This window comes from Arthrobacter sp. D3-18 (genome assembly GCF_054408525.1).
Window position 1 is genome coordinate 2,698,936 of the sequence record NZ_CP096440.1, and the last position, 17,063, is coordinate 2,715,998.

At 62.6% G+C, this 17,063-nt stretch carries 12 protein-coding genes; 6 read left to right on the forward strand and 6 right to left on the reverse strand.

Annotated elements, in window-relative coordinates; translation table 11 throughout:
• Positions 1 to 85: 85 nt before the first annotated feature.
• The 3 genes from M1D89_RS14625 to M1D89_RS14635 form a co-directional block, all read right to left on the reverse strand.
• Complete coding sequence (locus tag M1D89_RS14625) at positions 86 to 1,339, reverse strand: DUF4192 domain-containing protein (RefSeq protein WP_498644532.1); 1,254 nt, start codon at positions 1,337 to 1,339, stop codon at positions 86 to 88.
• A gap of 83 nt (positions 1,340 to 1,422) precedes the next feature.
• Positions 1,423 to 2,778: an MFS transporter gene (locus M1D89_RS14630; protein WP_498644534.1), complete on the reverse strand. Its 1,356-nt coding sequence runs from the start codon at positions 2,776 to 2,778 to the stop codon at positions 1,423 to 1,425.
• A 35-nt stretch (positions 2,779 to 2,813) separates the two neighbouring features.
• Complete coding sequence (locus tag M1D89_RS14635) at positions 2,814 to 3,752, reverse strand: proteasome assembly chaperone family protein (RefSeq protein ID WP_091466697.1); 939 nt, start codon at positions 3,750 to 3,752, stop codon at positions 2,814 to 2,816.
• Positions 3,753 to 4,104: 352 nt separating this feature from the next.
• On the opposite strand from M1D89_RS14635, the gene M1D89_RS14640 reads away from it, so the two are divergent.
• From M1D89_RS14640 to M1D89_RS14655, 4 genes are all read left to right on the forward strand, one after another.
• Positions 4,105 to 5,628 (forward strand): leucyl aminopeptidase, encoded by a 1,524-nt coding sequence (locus M1D89_RS14640; protein ID WP_498644538.1) that lies wholly within the window; start codon positions 4,105 to 4,107, stop codon positions 5,626 to 5,628.
• 295 nt (positions 5,629 to 5,923) lie between these two features.
• Positions 5,924 to 7,306: a dihydrolipoyl dehydrogenase gene (gene lpdA / locus M1D89_RS14645; RefSeq protein ID WP_498644540.1), complete on the forward strand. Its 1,383-nt coding sequence runs from the start codon at positions 5,924 to 5,926 to the stop codon at positions 7,304 to 7,306.
• Between the two features lie 111 nt (positions 7,307 to 7,417).
• Positions 7,418 to 9,166 (forward strand): 2-oxoglutarate dehydrogenase, E2 component, dihydrolipoamide succinyltransferase, encoded by a 1,749-nt coding sequence (gene sucB / locus M1D89_RS14650; protein WP_498644542.1) that lies wholly within the window; start codon positions 7,418 to 7,420, stop codon positions 9,164 to 9,166.
• 159 nt (positions 9,167 to 9,325) lie between these two features.
• Positions 9,326 to 9,679: a hypothetical protein gene (locus M1D89_RS14655; protein ID WP_178995552.1), complete on the forward strand. Its 354-nt coding sequence runs from the start codon at positions 9,326 to 9,328 to the stop codon at positions 9,677 to 9,679.
• A 32-nt stretch (positions 9,680 to 9,711) separates the two neighbouring features.
• Here M1D89_RS14655 and M1D89_RS14660 read toward each other — a convergent pair whose 3' ends face one another.
• On the reverse strand, positions 9,712 to 10,095 hold the full coding sequence (locus M1D89_RS14660) for a VOC family protein (RefSeq protein WP_498644544.1): 384 nt from the start codon (positions 10,093 to 10,095) through the stop codon (positions 9,712 to 9,714).
• 131 nt (positions 10,096 to 10,226) lie between these two features.
• On the opposite strand from M1D89_RS14660, the gene M1D89_RS14665 reads away from it, so the two are divergent.
• Positions 10,227 to 10,655, forward strand: coding sequence for an OsmC family protein (locus M1D89_RS14665; RefSeq protein ID WP_498644546.1), 429 nt, complete (start codon positions 10,227 to 10,229; stop codon positions 10,653 to 10,655).
• Between the two features lie 77 nt (positions 10,656 to 10,732).
• Here the strand turns inward: M1D89_RS14665 and M1D89_RS14670 are convergent, their stop codons facing one another.
• On the reverse strand, positions 10,733 to 14,251 hold the full coding sequence (locus M1D89_RS14670; RefSeq protein WP_498644548.1) for a S41 family peptidase: 3,519 nt from the start codon (positions 14,249 to 14,251) through the stop codon (positions 10,733 to 10,735).
• 85 nt (positions 14,252 to 14,336) lie between these two features.
• Here M1D89_RS14670 and M1D89_RS14675 point away from each other — a divergent pair, with 85 nt between their 5' ends.
• Positions 14,337 to 15,236 carry a TIGR01777 family oxidoreductase gene (locus M1D89_RS14675; protein WP_498644550.1) on the forward strand — a complete coding sequence of 300 codons (900 nt, stop codon included), beginning with the start codon at positions 14,337 to 14,339 and terminating at the stop codon, positions 15,234 to 15,236.
• A gap of 26 nt (positions 15,237 to 15,262) precedes the next feature.
• Here M1D89_RS14675 and M1D89_RS14680 read toward each other — a convergent pair whose 3' ends face one another.
• Positions 15,263 to 16,930: a serine/threonine-protein kinase gene (locus M1D89_RS14680; RefSeq protein ID WP_498644552.1), complete on the reverse strand. Its 1,668-nt coding sequence runs from the start codon at positions 16,928 to 16,930 to the stop codon at positions 15,263 to 15,265.
• Positions 16,931 to 17,063 lie beyond the last annotated feature (133 nt).

Sequence of the window (17,063 nt, forward strand, 5' to 3'; positions counted from 1 at the left end):
GGCATTCGAACGCGGACCCAACCGGGTCTCGGCATCCATTGTCTCACGGTTTTGCGAAACGCATGCCTGATGAATTTTCAAACCGCTATGCGACCGTGTCCTGGGACCCGCGCCATGCGGTCTCGGAGGTCCGCGCCCACGTGCAGATGGTCCCCTGTCCCAGAAGATCCATGAGTAATTCGGCCAGGCGGTATCCCGGCTGCGCCGCCTCCGCCCGGCTGAGGCAGGCGTAAGCAACGGATCCACGCCCCTTGCACCAGGAAATCCAGCCCTGCAAGGTCAGCGCCGCTGCAGGCACTACGCCGGATTCGTCGTCGACGCATAGCCCGGCAAGAACCCGCTGCAGCGCGTCAAGGGTGCTCCAACAAGGCATGTGCGGCTGGAAGCCCAGTAGGACATCTCCGTAGGTGAAGACGTCCCCGGACGTAGTGGACTCATGGTGGACTTTGGCAGCGGGAAGGGCCGAGGCCGGAATGCCGAGTTTCCGGGGGTCGAACGGCGCGCCGTCGTCGTCGTCGATAAAAAGTCCGAACGCCGCAGCGCCGGACTTTGCAGAATCCATGCCTGCTGCCGCCATGACAACCACGGCGTCCCGCCACCCAGGCACTCTCAGGGTGGTTCTGAGGAAGCCCAGGATTTCTGCGTCAGCCCCGGGCTGCAGTGGGTCATCTGCTTCGCACCTCTTAAGCACGTGGTGCCATACGGCCAGGACGGCGTCCAGACAGCGTTCGCTCCTCCAGTCGCCGAGAATTTGCTTCCCGTACCGTGTCTCCGCTGCCAGCACCAGAGGGTTTAACGTCCCTGGACGTGTAAGCTGCGGCTGTCCTGGCCCGCTCCTTGGCGACGGTCCTATGGAGCTCCCCCTGTACACCAGTTCAGCGCTCAACCTGCTGTTCTTGATGCGATCAACAGGCAGTCCAGGCAACGGGCAACATTCCAGGTCCGCGCAGTAGGCGCTACGCCAATACTCGGTGCCTACCAGCCATGCATCCCGCACGGATAGATCAACCTCATCGAGGCTTAGCTGCAGGGCCTCGAGCAGCGGGATTGCCTGCCGGGCCACGCTGCCGTCATCCCAGCCCGTGTCAGTGTAGATGGCAAGTACCACCCCGTTTGCTTCCTGGTCAGCAATCAGGAAGCTGCGGATTTGGTCTGCGAAACCTGAGCGGGCTTGCTGTGAATCAAGGTTCGGCAGATCCACTCGCAGTGTCGCTCCAAGGACTTTCCCTTGCATGGTGATGGCCACAAGACTGTCCTCGGGCCAGTAACCCAACATATGGGGAATGTAGCCAAGAATATCTTCGGGTTGGTGGATGCTGAGCGTTCTATTGGAAGTCATGGTTCCACCCTGCTCAACTCCTGCCGGAGGAAACAGAGACCATCATGCCTATGTGGAAAAGCTGCCGCCGCTGCGCGGACCGCCTAGTGCTCGTCCGGAGAAACGGTCCGTGCGGCACGTCGCCGCTCGATCCGTTCCCGACGCTGCCTGGCAAGGGCGGCCATCAACGGCTGAACGTGAATCCCCTGGGATGCCATCTGCCGGCGCACCTTCCGCCGTGTCACCAGGATGAGCACAGTACCAAGGCCCAGCAGAACGAATTGAACGCTGAGGGCAATCCGGAACGGCGCAAGCCCGTAAAGAACACCGCCGGAGAACCCGCTGGCGTACAGGAGGTCGAGTACAAGACCGATCAGGTAAATGGCGACGAGCGCCGCAATAAAACCGCCAACGTTGACTATCCCCGTTGCCGTGCCGATCCGGTGCGAGGGATTGAATGTCCTGGCGAAATCGAATCCAATCATGGACCCAGGCCCGCCGACAGCCAGCACCACCACCAATACGGCCAGGAGCCACAGCGGGGCGCGCTCGGGAAGGCTGAGTACAGCAGCCCAAGCCAAGGCCGTGGCCAGCGCAATCAGCAGGACCATGGCCGATCTCCGCATGGGATGTTTGGAGACGAAGCGGCCAAAACCGGGGCCGGCAACAATCGCCGTGGCCACAAACAGGGCCATGAGGCCTGAGACGGTCCCCGCATCGAGTCCCTGGGCAGACAACAGGAATGGATAGCCCCAGGTCATGGCAAAGAGGTTCCCACTGAACTGAACAGTGAAGTGACTCCAGAGGCCCAACCGGGTTCCGGGCTGTTTCCACGCGCGGGAAAGTGAGATGCCGGTGGCACGGAGACCTTGGCTGGTGTCCCTGGGCGGGTGCCCGGGTGGTGCGTCCCGAAGCACTGCCACCACGAGGACCACAGCCAAGACGGACATGGCTGCCAGGGTAAGGAACGCGGGTGTCCATCCAGCCGTGTGGAGAAGCAGCGCGAACGGAACAACACTGAAGAGTTGGCCGAGCTGGCCACACATGCCGGTCAGTTGCGTGACAAGTGGAACCTTGGAAGGAGCGAACCACAACGGAACCAGGCGGATGACGGAAATGAAGGTCATCGCATCGCCGGCTCCCACCAGGACGCGGCCCAGGACGCCCCCGGGAACACTGTCCGCAAAGGCCAACTGCAACTGCCCCAAGCCCATGAGCACGGCGCCACCGGCCACCATTGCCCGTGAACCGAACCTGTCTACCAGGACGCCGACGGGGATCTGCAGCCCGGCATAGACCAGGAGTTGAAGCACCGTGAAGAATGAGATGGCAGCGGCACTCGCATGGAATCTCTCAGTGGCTTCCAGCCCTGCTACGCCGAACGAGGTTCGCTGTGCCACCGCCACAAGGTAGGCGAACACGCCGATCGTCCAGATGAGCCAGGCACGGGGAGCATTCACCCAACAATTATGCCTGCCGGCAACTCAAAGCTGATTTATTGAGGCGAGTCTTTACGCGCCAAGTAGGCCTCTACGGCAGCTCCAATATCCTCGGCGTTGGGCAGCTCATCATTCTCATCAGCCAGCAGCGAACGGCGGACGATGCCCTCGGATTTCTCGTCGTAGCGTGTCTCAAGATTTGTCACTACTGCCTGCACTTCCTCAGAAGCCTCGATCTGCTCCGCGATCTGGCGGCCCACTTCACGCCCGGCTTCCCGGAGTCTGTCCGTTGGCAGCATGAGGGACGTTGCCGCCCCCAGGTACTCCAATCCGGCGACGGCGGCGGGCGGGTACTCAGCTTCGGACAGGTAATGCGGGACGTGGATGACGTAGCCGGCAACATTGCGTTCCGCTTCAGTGAGCCTGAGTTCCAGGATGTGTCCGATGGCAGCGGGAACATCCACCGTGGGCTTCCAGCTCGAAATCCCCTCAATGAGCTCAGGCATGTTGCCGTGGACCGTCACCCCAACAGGTCGCGTGTGCGGGACTGGCATGGGAATGGAATGGATCCACGTCACCAAGTTGACGTCGAGCTCTTCAACAATTCCGACGACGGCCCTCGAGAAGCGCTCCCACTGCAGGTCGGGTTCGAAGCCGGCGAGCAGCAGGAACGGCTGGCCCAGGCCGTCATTCAGCTTGTACAGGCCGAGCTTTGGCGCCTGGTAGTCCTGCAGATGGTCCTCCACGAAGCTGATGTGGGGTCGCCGCGAACGGTAGTCGATGAGTTGGTCGGCATCGAACATGGCCACCACCTCGGCGCCCAGCTCGTCCAAAAGTTCCGCATTGATCTGCCGGACCACGTGACCGGCATCGGCAAAGCCCGTGAATCCCATGACCATGTTCAGCCCGCGTAGCTCAGGGCTGTGGAAGGTCTCGATGTTCCGCGCGTACAGCGATTCGGGGTCCAGGAGAGAGCCGGATATCCGTTCAAACACGGCGTGTTCCTTTCGCAATGACAAAGTTAGGGGGAAGTCCCGGGCGCCAACCACATGGCATCAAGCTCATGACACCCAGCGACGTGACAACACCGGGCACCATTGATTGGCTGCGGGACTCTATTAATCCATACAACGCTCTGCGCCATGAGGGCATTCCTGCCCCTCATGTGCCGCAGCTCTCATTTAATTGCTGTCCGCAGCGTTCAAGAGACTACGATCGAAGCGGGTCGCCCCGGCGGCCCTGAAGACCAAGGCCGCCGTCGCAAGAAGACGTCGGGCGCGTACCGGGGCAGGCCGCCAAACATGCGGCCCCGCCATGCAATGCAGAGAGAAGTGAGGACACATCCTCGTGGTCAAGACTACTGACATCATCCTGGGCATCATCGCCAAGGACCTGAAAAAGTCCCCCAGCGACGCACTTGTGATTGGCGTTGCCCAAGGCACGGACGGGCCGGTACTGCTGTCCAACCCGTTGAGCGCGAAAGCCGCCGAATCCGTTGCGGGCTCCCTGCAGCTTTTGGGGATCACCGGGGCCGCGGACCAGGTTCACCGGCTTCCGGGCCTGCCGGAAACAGGCTCAGGGATTCTCGTCCTTGCAGGGGTAGGAAAGCTGTCCGATGTCGGGAACCTCAGCGAAGAAGCGCTACGGCGCGCAGCAGGATCCGCTGTTCGCCAGCTTGCCGGAGCCTCTTCAGTCACTTTGGCATTCCCGACGTCCACCCTCGCTGATTTTGCGGCGGTCGCCGAAGGAGCCGCTCTGGGCGCCTACTCCTACACGGAGCACCGGTCCAGCAAGGAAGGGCTGAAGGCTCCGGTGGCCAAGGCCTTCATTTTCTCGGATGTCGACGCCAAGTCCGCCCAGCCCGCACTGGACCGGGCGATTGTGCTGGCCCGCGCTGTCAACGCGACCCGCACCTTGGTCAACCAGCCCCCAAGCCACCTATACCCCGAGTCATTCGCCGAGTCCGCCAAGGAACTCGCCAAGGGCCTCCCTGTCAAGATCACCGTGTGGGACGAAAAACGCCTGGAAAAGGAAGGCTTCGGAGGCATCCTCGGCGTCGGCAAGGGCTCTACCCGCCAGCCCCGCCTCGTCAAGGTGGAATACGCTCCGGCAAAAGCCACGAAGAAGATTGCCCTGGTTGGCAAAGGCATCACGTTTGACACCGGAGGCATCTCCATCAAGCCGGCCCTCGGCATGGGTGACATGAAGAGCGACATGGCCGGCGCCGCCGTCGTACTTAACACCGTGCTGGCCATCGCCTCGCTCGGCCTGCCGCTTAAGGCCACCGCCTGGCTCTGCATCGCGGAGAACATGCCCTCAGGCGCAGCAGCGCGGCCTGCTGACGTGTTCACCATCTACGGCGGGAAGACCGTTGAGGTTCTGAACACGGACGCGGAGGGGCGCTTGGTGATGGCCGACGGCATCGTCGCTGCCAGCATGGAGAAGCCGGACGCCATCATTGACGTCGCAACACTCACCGGCGCACAGCTGATCGCACTGGGCCTGCGTACTGCCGGCGTCATGGGATCGGACTCCGTCACGGCAGCGCTGAAGGCGGCGGCCGACAGGGCGGGCGAGCTGGTTTGGCCCATGCCGCTGCCCGAAGAGCTCCGCCCGAGCCTTGACTCGCATGTGGCAGACCTCGCCAACATCGGTGAGCGCAACGGTGGCATGATGACCGCTGCAGTCTTCCTTCGTGAATTCGTGGGCAAGAACGGCGACGGCCAGCAAATCCCGTGGGCCCACGTGGACATCGCCGGTCCCTCGTTCAACAACGGCGCCCCGTATGGTTACACGCCCAAGCAGGGAACCGGATGCACCGTCCGCACCCTGATTGCCTACGCCGAGGATCTCTTGGCGGTCTCCGCCTAGCTCCACTCCCCTGCGCCTTCCGGGTTGCGCAGGTCCCTGACGGTCGTCGTCCAGGACCCGCGCAACCCCGGAATTATGCGGGGTGTAGCGCTGTGTCACAAGTGAACGTGAGTCTCGACACAAGCGCTCCACAAACGCCCGCAGAGGGTGGAGCATGGGTAGGTGGTTCGCTAAGGTGAACTCGATAGTCACAAATGCAAGAGAACTTAGGTGCTGGCATAATCACGGCAGAACAAGTTCCAAAGACCAGATGGCACGCAGTCCCGTGTCATCATTCACGCGAGGGAGCGTTTTAGTGGCCGATCAGGCAACTGCGCAAGAATTCGACATCCTGGTACTCGGTGGCGGCAGCGGCGGCTACGCCACTGCCCTGCGGGCCGTGCAGCTTGGGTTCACCGTTGGCCTTGTGGAAAAGGCAAAGCTCGGCGGAACCTGCCTGCACAACGGCTGTATCCCCACCAAGGCACTCCTGCACTCGGCCGAACTGGCCGACCATGCACGCGATTCCGCCAAGTATGGCGTGAACGTCACGCTCGACAGCATCGACATGTCTGCCGTGAACGCGTACAAGGACGGCATCATCGCCGGTAAGTTCAAGGGCCTCCAGGGACTTATCAAGTCCAAGGGCATCACCGTCATCGAGGGTGAAGGCAAGCTCCAGGGCAACAACACCGTCGTCGTGAACGGCACCTCTTACACGGGCAAGAACATCGTCCTGGCCACGGGTTCCTACTCCCGTTCACTCCCCGGCCTGGAAATCGGCGGCAAGGTCATCACTTCGGACCAGGCCCTCACCATGGACTACATCCCCAAGAGCGCCATTGTCCTGGGCGGCGGCGTCATCGGAGTCGAGTTTGCTTCCGTCTGGAAGTCCTTCGGCGTGGATGTCACCATCATTGAAGGCCTCCCCTCCTTGGTTCCGAACGAGGACGCCTCGATTGTCAAGAACCTTGAGCGTGCCTTCAAGAAGCGCGGCATCAAGTTCACCACCGGCATCTTCTTCCAGGGCGTTGAGCAGAACGACGACGGCGTCAAGGTCACCTTGGTTGACGGCCAAACGTTCGAAGCCGACCTCCTGCTCGTAGCCGTTGGCCGCGGTCCGGTCACCGCCAACCTTGGCTATGAAGAAGCAGGCATCACCATCGACCGTGGCTTCGTCATCACCAACGAACGCCTCCACACGGGCGTTGGCAACATCTACGCTGTTGGCGACATCGTCCCCGGCGTCCAGCTCGCACACCGCGGCTACCAGCAGGGCATCTTCGTCGCCGAGGAAATCGCCGGCCTGAACCCGGCAATCGTCGAGGACATCAACATCCCCAAGGTCACCTACTGCGAGCCTGAAATCGCAACGGTGGGCTACACCGAAAAGGCCGCCAAGGAGAAGTTCGGCGACGACCAGGTGCAGACCCAGGAATACAACCTTGCCGGCAACGGCAAGAGTTCAATCCTCGGCACCGGTGGCCTCGTCAAGCTTGTTCGCCAAAAGGATGGCCCCGTGGTGGGCATCCACATGATCGGCTCCCGCATGGGCGAGCAGATCGGCGAAGCCCAGCTGATCGTGAACTGGGAAGCCTACCCTGAGGACGTGGCCCAGCTGGTCCACGCCCACCCCACCCAGAACGAAAGCCTGGGCGAAGCCCACCTTGCCCTCGCCGGCAAGGCCCTCCACGGCTAAGTCTTACCAAGACCCACGGATCGGGTGCAGGCAGCGGAATATGCCGCATGCACCCGATCCGGACCAGCAGAATTCATCCGCACAAAGATCAATAAGGAGAACGGGGACGACATGTCTGAATCCGTTAACTTGCCCGCCCTCGGTGAGAGTGTCACCGAAGGAACCGTCACCCGCTGGCTCAAGCAGGTTGGTGACCGGGTGGAGATCGACGAGCCGTTGCTCGAGGTTTCAACCGACAAAGTAGACACCGAAATCCCTTCTCCGATCTCAGGCGTCATCGAAGAAATCCTCGTCGCTGAAGACGAGACGGCCGAAGTAGGCGCCCCCCTGGTCCGGATCGGCGACGGTTCCGGCTCCGCTGCTCCGGCAGCTGAGTCCGCACCGGCTGAGGAAGCTCCTGCAGCACCCGCAGAGCAGGCAGCACGGGCCGAAGAAGCTCCTGCCGCACCCGCTGCTGAAGAAGCACCGGCGTCTGAAGCACCCGCTGCTTCGGGCGAAGGCCACGAAGTAACCCTCCCCGCATTGGGCGAGAGCGTCACCGAGGGTACTGTCACCCGCTGGCTCAAGGCTGTTGGCGACACCGTTGAGGTGGACGAACCCCTCCTCGAGGTTTCCACCGACAAGGTGGACACCGAAATTCCTTCCCCGGTTGCCGGCACTCTGCAGGAAATCCGCGTCAGCGAGGACGAAACAGCAGAGGTTGGCTCCGTTCTTGCCATCATCGGTTCCGGCGCAGCTGCTCCTGCAGCGGCTCCCGCTCCGGCTGCAGCGCCTGCCGCCGAGGCTCCGGCCGCTCCCGCTGCTGCACCGGCTCCGTCCGCGGCACCGGCACCTGCCGCCGCTGCTCCCGCGGCTGCACCGGCACCCGCCGCCGCACCTGCTGCTCCCGCGCCTGCTGCTGCTCCCGCGGCTGAGGGTTCTTCGGAATCCGGCTATGTCACTCCCCTGGTCCGCAAGCTTGCCAACCAGCACGGCGTTGACATCGCTTCGGTCTCCGGCACCGGTGTCGGTGGCCGCATCCGCAAGCAGGATGTTCTCGCCGCTGCAGAAGCAAAGCAGGCAGCCGCAGCCCCCGCTGCAGCTGCTCCGGCCGCAGCTCCCGCAGCCAAGGCCGCCGCCCCCGTGGTCGCATCTTCCCTGCGTGGAACCACCGAGAAGGCCCCCCGCATCCGACAGGTTATTGCCCGCCGTATGCGCGAGTCCCTTGAGGTCTCCACCCAGCTGACCCAGGTGCACGAGGTCGACATGACCAAGATCGCCAAGCTCCGCCTCAAGGCCAAGAACTCGTTCCAGGCCCAGAACGGCGTCAAGCTGACCTTCCTCCCGTTCATCGCCAAGGCTGTAGCCGAAGCCTTGAAGCAGCACCCCAAGCTGAATGCTGCTTACGACGAATCCAAGCAGGAAATCACGTACCACAACGCCGAGCACCTGGCGATCGCCGTGGACACTGACAAGGGCCTTCTGGTACCCGTCATTTCCGACGCCGGCAACCTGAACCTCGCCGGCTTGGCCAGCAAGATCGCCGATGTCGCAGGCCGCACCCGCGACGGCAAGATCGGCCCGGACGAGCTTTCCGGCGGCACCTTCAGCATCACCAACATCGGTTCCGTTGGTGCACTGTTTGATACCCCGATCATCAACCAGCCCCAGGTAGGCATCCTCGGAACCGGTGCCATCGTCAAGCGCGCCGTCGTGGTTGCCGACGAAAACGGGGATGACTCGATCGCTATCCGCTCCATGATGTACCTGTCGCTCACGTACGACCACCGCCTGGTGGACGGTGCGGATGCCGGCCGCTTCCTGCAGACTCTCAAGGCTCGCCTTGAAGACGGCGCTTTCGAAGCAGACCTCGGTCTCTAAGACCCTGCGTCACTAAGCACGCAAATAAAAACAGAAGGGCAGGTTGCCGGGAAACCGGTGACCTGCCCTTCTGTTTGCCTGCCCGCAGGCATTCACGCACCTAACGGTGTCCGCGTGGCTTTGCTACAGGACGTAGAACCAACTGGATAAGCTTGGGCCATGAGTATTCTCTTCAACATTTTGGTGTTCTTGCACATCGTCGGCGCAGCCATGATTGTGGGCTACTGGATCGCCACCCTCAAGGAGCCAACCGTCCACCCGCGTCAGCGTGACGGCGCCTTCCTGCAGCTCCTCACGGGCATCGCCATGATGGGGGTGTTCCCCTTACTGCCCGACGCTGATCCCAACTATTTCAAGCTCGGCGTGAAGTTCGCCATCGGCGTGGCAGTAGCCGTCCTCGCGGTTATCGGCACGCGCAAAGTGAAGAAGGGCGAGCCGGTCTCTACCGGCCTGGCCCACGGCGTTGGTGGCCTGGCTTTGATCAACATCGCCATCGCGACCCTCTGGAACTAACGCGACCCTCTGGAACTAATACGGACAGGTGATTACTCCTGCGCTATGCAAAACTCGTTCCCTTCGGGATCCTGCATGACGTCCCAATGGAAATCGCCGATGTCTTGACCCTCGACGAAAGTAGCCCCCAGCGCCTCAGCCTTGCGCCGCAGCGCTGAGGGGTCGGCGTCGTGAAGGTCCAAGTGCAGGCGGCGCCTCCCTTCGGTGGGTGCGGCGACTTGTTGGAAGGCCAACTGGGGAAGGCCCGGCTCAGCTGGCCGAAGCCAGATGAAACCTTCGTGCTCCGCTGCCACGGGCATGTCCAGCAGCTCGGACCAGAACGCTGACAGCCGGGCGGCGTCGGTGGCGTTTACCATGATGGACGCGATTCTGGGTCCCTGGTTGCGCTTGGCAGGTGCAAGTTCTTCGGTATCCATTTCGCCAGTCTAGGGTCACAATCCACTGTCAGCGGAATGGCCGTGCGGTCCGGCAGGCAAATCCATAGGATTGATCCGATGGCAACTGCCGACGGCTGGTTGCCGACTCACAACGACCCCAAGGAGTGGACATGGCAGCAACACGCACCGCACACACGGTTTGGAACGGCAACCTGATTGAAGGCGCCGGCAACACTACGCTGGACAGTTCAGGACTGGGCACGTTCGATGTCACCTGGAAGGCACGCACGGAGCAGTCCGGCGGCAAAACCAGCCCCGAAGAACTGATTGCCGCCGCCCACTCCGCTTGCTTCTCCATGGCTTTCAGCCACGCTCTTGCCGGCGAAGGATTCACTGCTGAAGAAGTTCAGACCAAGGCAGACGTTACCTTCGTTCCCGGGACAGGCATCACGGGCAGCCACCTGACCATGACCGCTAAAGTTCCGGGCCTGTCCGAAGAGGACTTCCGCCGTATCTCGGAAGATGCAAAGACGGGCTGCCCCGTTTCCGGTGCACTGGCCAGCATCGAAATCACCTTGGATGCCACCCTCGCCGAGTAATACCACCTTCAAAGCGCAGAAGAGCCCCGTCACTCCCCTGGGGAAGTGGCGGGGCTCTTTTGTACCTACCTGCCTGGTTAACCTTTTGGACGCGAAGGTAGTGGTGCCGGCCGGACCTTGCGGTAGCCCTCACGCATTGGAGGGCGATCGGTGGGCAGCTCCTGGATCATTTCCTTAAGGGCACCAATTCCGTACTCCAGCTGTGGATCCGTACCGGCTGCGTAGGCGTGCGGCGGGAAGAGTACCTCGATGTCCGGCTCCACGCCGCGGTTTTCCACGTCCCAACCGATCCCGCCACTGAACCATGTGGCGTATCGAGGCTGGGTGACACCGGTGCCATCGGCCAGTGAGAAGCGGTTGTCGATGCCCACTACGCCGCCCCAAGTCCGCGTACCAATGACAGGCCCGATGCCCCGCAACTTAGACACTTGGGTGATGATGTCGCCGTCAGAGCCCGCGAATTCATCCGCAAGGATGATCACGGGTCCACGTGGCGCGTGGTGCGGGTATGTCCTCGGCTTTTCGCCGCGCGGCATACTCCAGCCTGTGACCTTGCGCCCGATCAGTTCGGCAACCAACTGCGATGTGTGTCCGCCGCGGTTGCGCCGCACATCCACGATCAGGCCGTCCAGTGCAGTCTCGGTATCCAGGTCCCGGTGAAGCTGCGCCCAACCGTTGGCCATCATGTCCGGGATATGCAGGTAACCGAATTTGCCGTCCGAAGCTTCTCGGACTGTACGCCGGTTGGCCCGGACCCAGTCCTGGTACCGCAGCCGCTCCTCATCGCGGACAGGAACCACGGCAACGCGCCGCTGGACACCCGCAGTGTCTCCATGGCCATCACCGTTCAAGAGGGTCAGCTCCACGGTCCGGCCTGCAGAACCCACCAGTTGCATTGCCGGCGTCAACACCGCGGAAAGCTCGACGCCGTCGATCGCCAAGAGCACGTCGCCCACCTTGGCGTCCGCGCCCGGACGGGTCAAAGGCGAAGTAGCCAGCGGATCGGAAGACTCGCCTGCAAGGATCCGGGTAATTTCCCAACCGTTGGTGCCGAGCTGGAACTCAGCTCCAAGCCTGCCCTGGCCGTTTCGTCCGGGCTCCGTAACAGCGGCCGGCTTAACGTAGGCATGCGACGTTCCCAGCTCGCCGTGAATTTCCCACAGCAGGTCAACCAGGTCATCGTGGGAACCCAGCCTGTCCACGATGGGACGGTAGCGCTTGTACACGGAGTCCCAATCCTGGCCTGCCATGTCGGAGGTCCAGAAGAAGTCCCGCTGAAGCCTCCAGGCCTCGTCGAAGGCCTGGCCCCAAGCGGCCACGGGGTCCAGGATGACCCGGACCCTGTTGAGCTCCACCTTCACAAGTTCTGCAGAGTCCTCCTCCACCTTGTTGTCAGCGGGAACGGACGTGATTTGTTTGTCGTGCACGTAGATGATGCGGCTGAGGTCACCCGACAGGCGGTAGCTGTCAACTGCCTTGACGAGCGTGGCCTGCTTGCGCTTGGCGAGGTCATACCGGACCAAGGATGGCGCCGTTTTCTTGTCCTGAAGGGTGCCTCGCCCATCGCCCATGACACCGGAAAGTTCAGTATCGAGCCACAACAGTGCGCCGTCACCAACGGCCAGGTCTGAGTAGTTCCCCTGAGGTACGGGGACTGCGATAACCCTGTGGGCAAGCCCGTCGGGGTCAACGCGCACGGCTGGCGCTTCGTCGTCGTCGGACGTTGCCGCGGTGGGCGATGCGTCCTCCAGAGTGTCCACGGAAGGGCCAAACGGCGAGGGCGTGTCCGCTGCCAAGGCAACCAGGTACGGCTTGATGGGGCTCGGGAAGGAAAGGTCGAATGAGTGACCGTCGTATACGGGATCGAAGCTCCTGTTGGACAGGAACGCCAGGAATTTTCCGTCGGGGGTGAACCTCGGGGACTCGTCGCAGAAGCGGCCGTCGGTAATATCGATGATTCCTGACTCAGGCTCTGCCGGGCGGGCGATCCTGAGCTTGCTCCGCGAACCGAAGGACGTCACGGGCTCGGACCAGACAAGCCACTGGGAGTCGCTGGACCACGACAGTTCGTCGATGCTGCCTTCACCAACGCTCACCAACCGCGTCAGCTTGCCGGCAGTGGTATCGGCAACGAAGACGTCGCCGAAGGACGTGCCGACGGCAAGCCAGCGGCCATCCGGGCTGGCTTCCAGAGCGCTCGTCCGGGTAGGTGCAGGAAAATCAAGGCGGAGATCCGTGGTTTCTTCCACTTGCGCGGGAACTGTGGTTGCCGGCGCGCCGCCCACGGTGTCTGCGGATGGCTCGCCGTTGACCGTCTCCACTGCCGTTGTCCGGGCTTGGTCTTCGGACGCCGGCCTGACATTTGTACTCGCTTGTGCCGAAGCGGCCCCCTGTCCCAGCACGTTCGACGCCGAGACCGGCTTGGGAAGCGGAGCTGACTCTTCGGTGGCAGGAGCGGGTTGTTCCACAATAATTTTGGGAATCTCCACGACGGCCGAAAGGCGGGCTGCGATGCGCTTGATATACAGCGCTTCCATTCCCCCATGGTCGGCGACGTAAGCTATCCGACCGTCAGTAAGTGGCCGGGGCAGGCGGGCGCGGACGCCCGGTGTCGCCTCAACCACACGGGAAGGTCCGTCCTTGTGCCGGAGCCAATGGATAGTGCCGTGCGATTCCACTGCGCTGGCAGTTCCGGTGACGTTGGGGAAGACGTCCCCCAGATGGGCGGAAGCCTTGAGCGGTGCGGGGCGACGGCCAGGTGATGCCGACCCAAGAGTGATGTTCACTTTGACCGGCTCAGCATCTGCGTTAAGTGACGGGAGCATCCAGATCTCGCCTGCCGACTCAAAGACCACCCGCGTGCCGTCGGTGCTGGCGTGCCGGACATAGAAGTCTTCGTGGTCCGTGTGCCGGCGCAGCCCGGAACCATCAGGAAGCACTGAGTAAAGGTTTCCGTAGCCCTCGTGGTCCGACAGGAAGGCAATCCGTCCTTGAATCCACAGTGGGTCGGTGAGGTTTCCGTCGATCTCCGCCACCAGCCGCTCGAACTCCCCGTTGCCGTCCGCGTCGATCCAGAGCTTCCCGGCGGTGCCGCCGCGGTAGCGCTTCCACCAGGCGGGCTCGCGTGAAAGCACGCTTGCCAGGACCACGGGCTTCTCGTCCCCGATTTCGGGACCAAAGGCAACAGCCTCCACCGGGCCGAAAGGAAGTTCGACGGCGGCGCCGCCGTCCAGCGGGAGGCTGTAAGCGTGCGTGTGACGGCTTTCGGCTTGCTGGAAGGCGCTCGTTACCACCACGTTCCCTGATGGTGTGAAGCCTTTGACCTTGGTGGTGCTGTGCCCGAAGTAACTTAGCTGCCTGTACCCGCCGCCGTCGACGTTAGCCGTGACCACTTCCGGTGACGTGCCTACTACGGTGGTCCACACCAGCCCCTTGCCGTCAGGGGTGAACCGTGGGTTCCTTGCCGGCAGTTGCTGGGAGGACACCCGCCAGGCGCGGCCTCCGGAAAGGGGTGCGATCCAGATGTCGTCTTCGGCCACAAAGGTGACCAGATCGCCGTGCACATGCGGGAAACGGAGGTAGCTGGAGGAGGTCATTGTTCGATCATAGTCAAGAGGCACCCTTCAGTTGCGGCATCCACTGTCGTTTCCACCACAAGCGTTCGCCATGGTGAGATGGGTCATGAGAATCGTGATGTCCGGAGCTTCGGGAATGATCGGGACGGCCCTGTCCGAGCAGCTGGTTGCTGACGGTAATGAGGTCATCCGGCTGGTCCGGCGCCCAGCGAGGTCGCCGCTCGAATGGACGTGGGACCCAGCCAAGGGTGAGCTGGACGTAGCTGTCCTGGACGGCGCCGATGCTGTGGTCAACCTCTCCGGCGCAGGCATCGGCGACCGTCCATGGACAAAACGCCGGATCCAGGTCCTCACGGAATCCCGCCTCCGGACCACTCAAACCCTGACCGACGCCATGCGACGGCTCGGTAAACCGCCCGCGACCTTCATCAGCCAATCCGCTTCCGGCTACTACGGCGCCTCACGCGATGGGGCACTGAGGGAAGACTCGAGTCCCGGCGACGGCGTGTTAGGCCGCCTATCCGTTGAGTGGGAGCGCATGGCAAGGACCGCTCCGGCCGGGGTTCGGGTGGTGACGCCCCGGACAGGCGTCGTGCTCAGCACCTCCGGTGGTGCACTCGGGCCACTGCTCCCCTTGTTGAAGCTCGGCCTGGGTGGACCCTTTGGGAACGGCCGCCAGTACTGGCCGTGGATCACTTTGTCTGACGAAGCCAGGGCCCTCGCGTACCTCCTTACAGCAAAGATTGACGGTCCGGTGAATCTCTGTGCGCCGGAGAGCGCGGATGTGAACACGATTGTCGCGGGCCTCGCCAAGGCATTCAACAGGCCGGCCTTCTTCCGCGTACCCCGCCCCGCCCTGCGACTGGTTCTGGGTGGCCTGGCAGATGAACTGGTGATGGCCAACCAGCGAATGGTGCCTGTGCGGTTGCAGGAAGCCGGCTTCCAATGGCTCCACCCCTCCCTCCCTGATGCCATGGCATGGCTGCGCCAGGAAAAGGCCCGCTGAACATGTTTCCGGCACTCAGTGGCACGTTACCCGGCCGGACCGGCGTGGAGGATTCCGGAAATTCGCCAGCGCCCGTCCGAACGAACCACGTCCAGCCGAAGCTGCTGCGGTGTCCCGGCGCCCCCGGTCCTGACAACTGCCCCTGATACCAGACGCTCCTCATAGCCGGAGGTGGTGGCCGTAACCTCCACCATCACATGATCTGACTGCATGGGTCCTTCCACTGTCAGGGCTGTCAACGCGGTGTGGAGTCCAACAAACGCTGTTCCAGAGTCCTGCAGGTAATCGCTCAGCTGTTTGTCGGTCGCTTCGGCCTGCGAACCAGGCGCGTTGACCAAATCCAGAAGGTCGAGGCGCCGTTCCCCCAAGGCAACGTCACGCACCGCCGACAGTGCGGGCACGGCTACTAAGGGATCCTCTGATTTGAGCCCTGCGGCGAGTGCAGCCGGCAAATCCGGCGCGTCCGCTTGATCCGGGCCGTTCGGGAGTCCCGCGGCCTCGCCGGGGTTGGCAACGTCGCTTTCCGTCGCCGCTTGCTGCACCATAGCCGTCGTCGTGCTGTTCTGCTGCCAAAGAATCCATGACGCAGCGCCAATCAACGCGCCGATCACTGCCAAAAGAACCAGCCGGCGGCCAAGCCCACCGCCATTCCTGCCACGCTTGCGACGCTCAGGGTTCGCTGTTGGCAGCGCCCGCCCGCACAGGAACGGCAGCAATCTGCACCAGCTCCTTAACCAACGTGTTGCCCTGCTTAGCCATCGGGTTGCGCGGCGCGGCGAACGCCCCAATGCCTCACGCCGGGTCAGCAATTCAGGAATAACGGAGGAATGCACGGCACCGGATAAGTCCATGGCCTCGGGAGCAGCACTCCTGAAAATCGCCGTACCGAGCTCCCTGGCCGACGGACGCTGCCGGGGATCCGCGCTTAGGGCAGCTTCCAAAGCTGCAGCGAGAGCTTTGGGTACCTCCGGAACCAGCAGTGACAAGGGTGGACGATCCTGTTCCTGCTGCGGCGTCGTCCCGGTCAGGCAGTACCAGCCGACCGCGCCGAGCGCATAGACGTCCCGCTGTGGTTGGAGGGTGTCACGGGAAATATCGCCGTTCTCCGAGGATTCAGATACGGGTTCCATGAATCCGGGCGTTCCGACGCCCAGGTTGTGTGGTTTGTCTCCTACCTTCGCGGCGACGCCAAAGTCCGCCAGCAATGGCATCCCAACGGCTGTAAACAAGATGTTTCCGGGCGACACATCTCCGTGTTCCGTGCCGTTGACATGCAGATAGTCCAATGCTTGGGCAAGGGGAGTCAGGACAGTGACGGCTTCGCCGATGGTGAGCTTCCCCCTCGCGGTCATCAGGTTGGCCAATGAGCCTCCCGCTGCATAGTCCATGACGATCCCCAAAGTCCCCTCAGCCGGGCCACCCATGTGGAGGATGTCGTGAACACGTATGAGGTGCTTGTGCTTGAGTTCGGAGAGGAGCCTCATCTCACGGTATGCGTCCTCGATAACTTCGGCTTGTGACGTTGCCAGGCCAGCAGCGGCACGGGCTTTGGCACATTTGACTGCGAACCGCGCACCGTCCTTGTCCCTCGTGGCAAGCCAAACGGTAGAACTACTGCCGTGGCCCAGTGGGCGGGATATCACGTAGCCCGGAAGGTGGGGAGCCACGGCGGCGGGAGTGTCCAGAGTTTCCATAAACAAGGTGTACCCGACTGCCGGATTTTCCGCAGAAGTTATCCACAGGCAGTGACGTGACCAACTCCCTGCATCATCAGGCCGGGATGCGACTGAGAGCTTCACCACAAAACCATGGCCAGTCTCCTGCTGG

Excerpts from the sequence above, each read along its gene's own strand:
- M1D89_RS14625 (WP_498644532.1), bottom strand. The coding sequence starts at position 1,339 with ATGACTTCCAATAGAACGCTCAGCATCCACCAACCCGAAGATATTCTT.
- sucB (WP_498644542.1), top strand. The coding sequence starts at position 7,418 with ATGTCTGAATCCGTTAACTTGCCCGCCCTCGGTGAGAGTGTCACCGAA.
- M1D89_RS14655 (WP_178995552.1), top strand. The coding sequence starts at position 9,326 with ATGAGTATTCTCTTCAACATTTTGGTGTTCTTGCACATCGTCGGCGCA.
- M1D89_RS14660 (WP_498644544.1), bottom strand. The coding sequence starts at position 10,095 with ATGGATACCGAAGAACTTGCACCTGCCAAGCGCAACCAGGGACCCAGA.
- M1D89_RS14665 (WP_498644546.1), top strand. The coding sequence starts at position 10,227 with ATGGCAGCAACACGCACCGCACACACGGTTTGGAACGGCAACCTGATT.
- M1D89_RS14670 (WP_498644548.1), bottom strand. The coding sequence starts at position 14,251 with ATGACCTCCTCCAGCTACCTCCGTTTCCCGCATGTGCACGGCGATCTG.
- M1D89_RS14675 (WP_498644550.1), top strand. The coding sequence starts at position 14,337 with ATGAGAATCGTGATGTCCGGAGCTTCGGGAATGATCGGGACGGCCCTG.
- M1D89_RS14680 (WP_498644552.1), bottom strand. The coding sequence starts at position 16,930 with ATGGAAACTCTGGACACTCCCGCCGCCGTGGCTCCCCACCTTCCGGGC.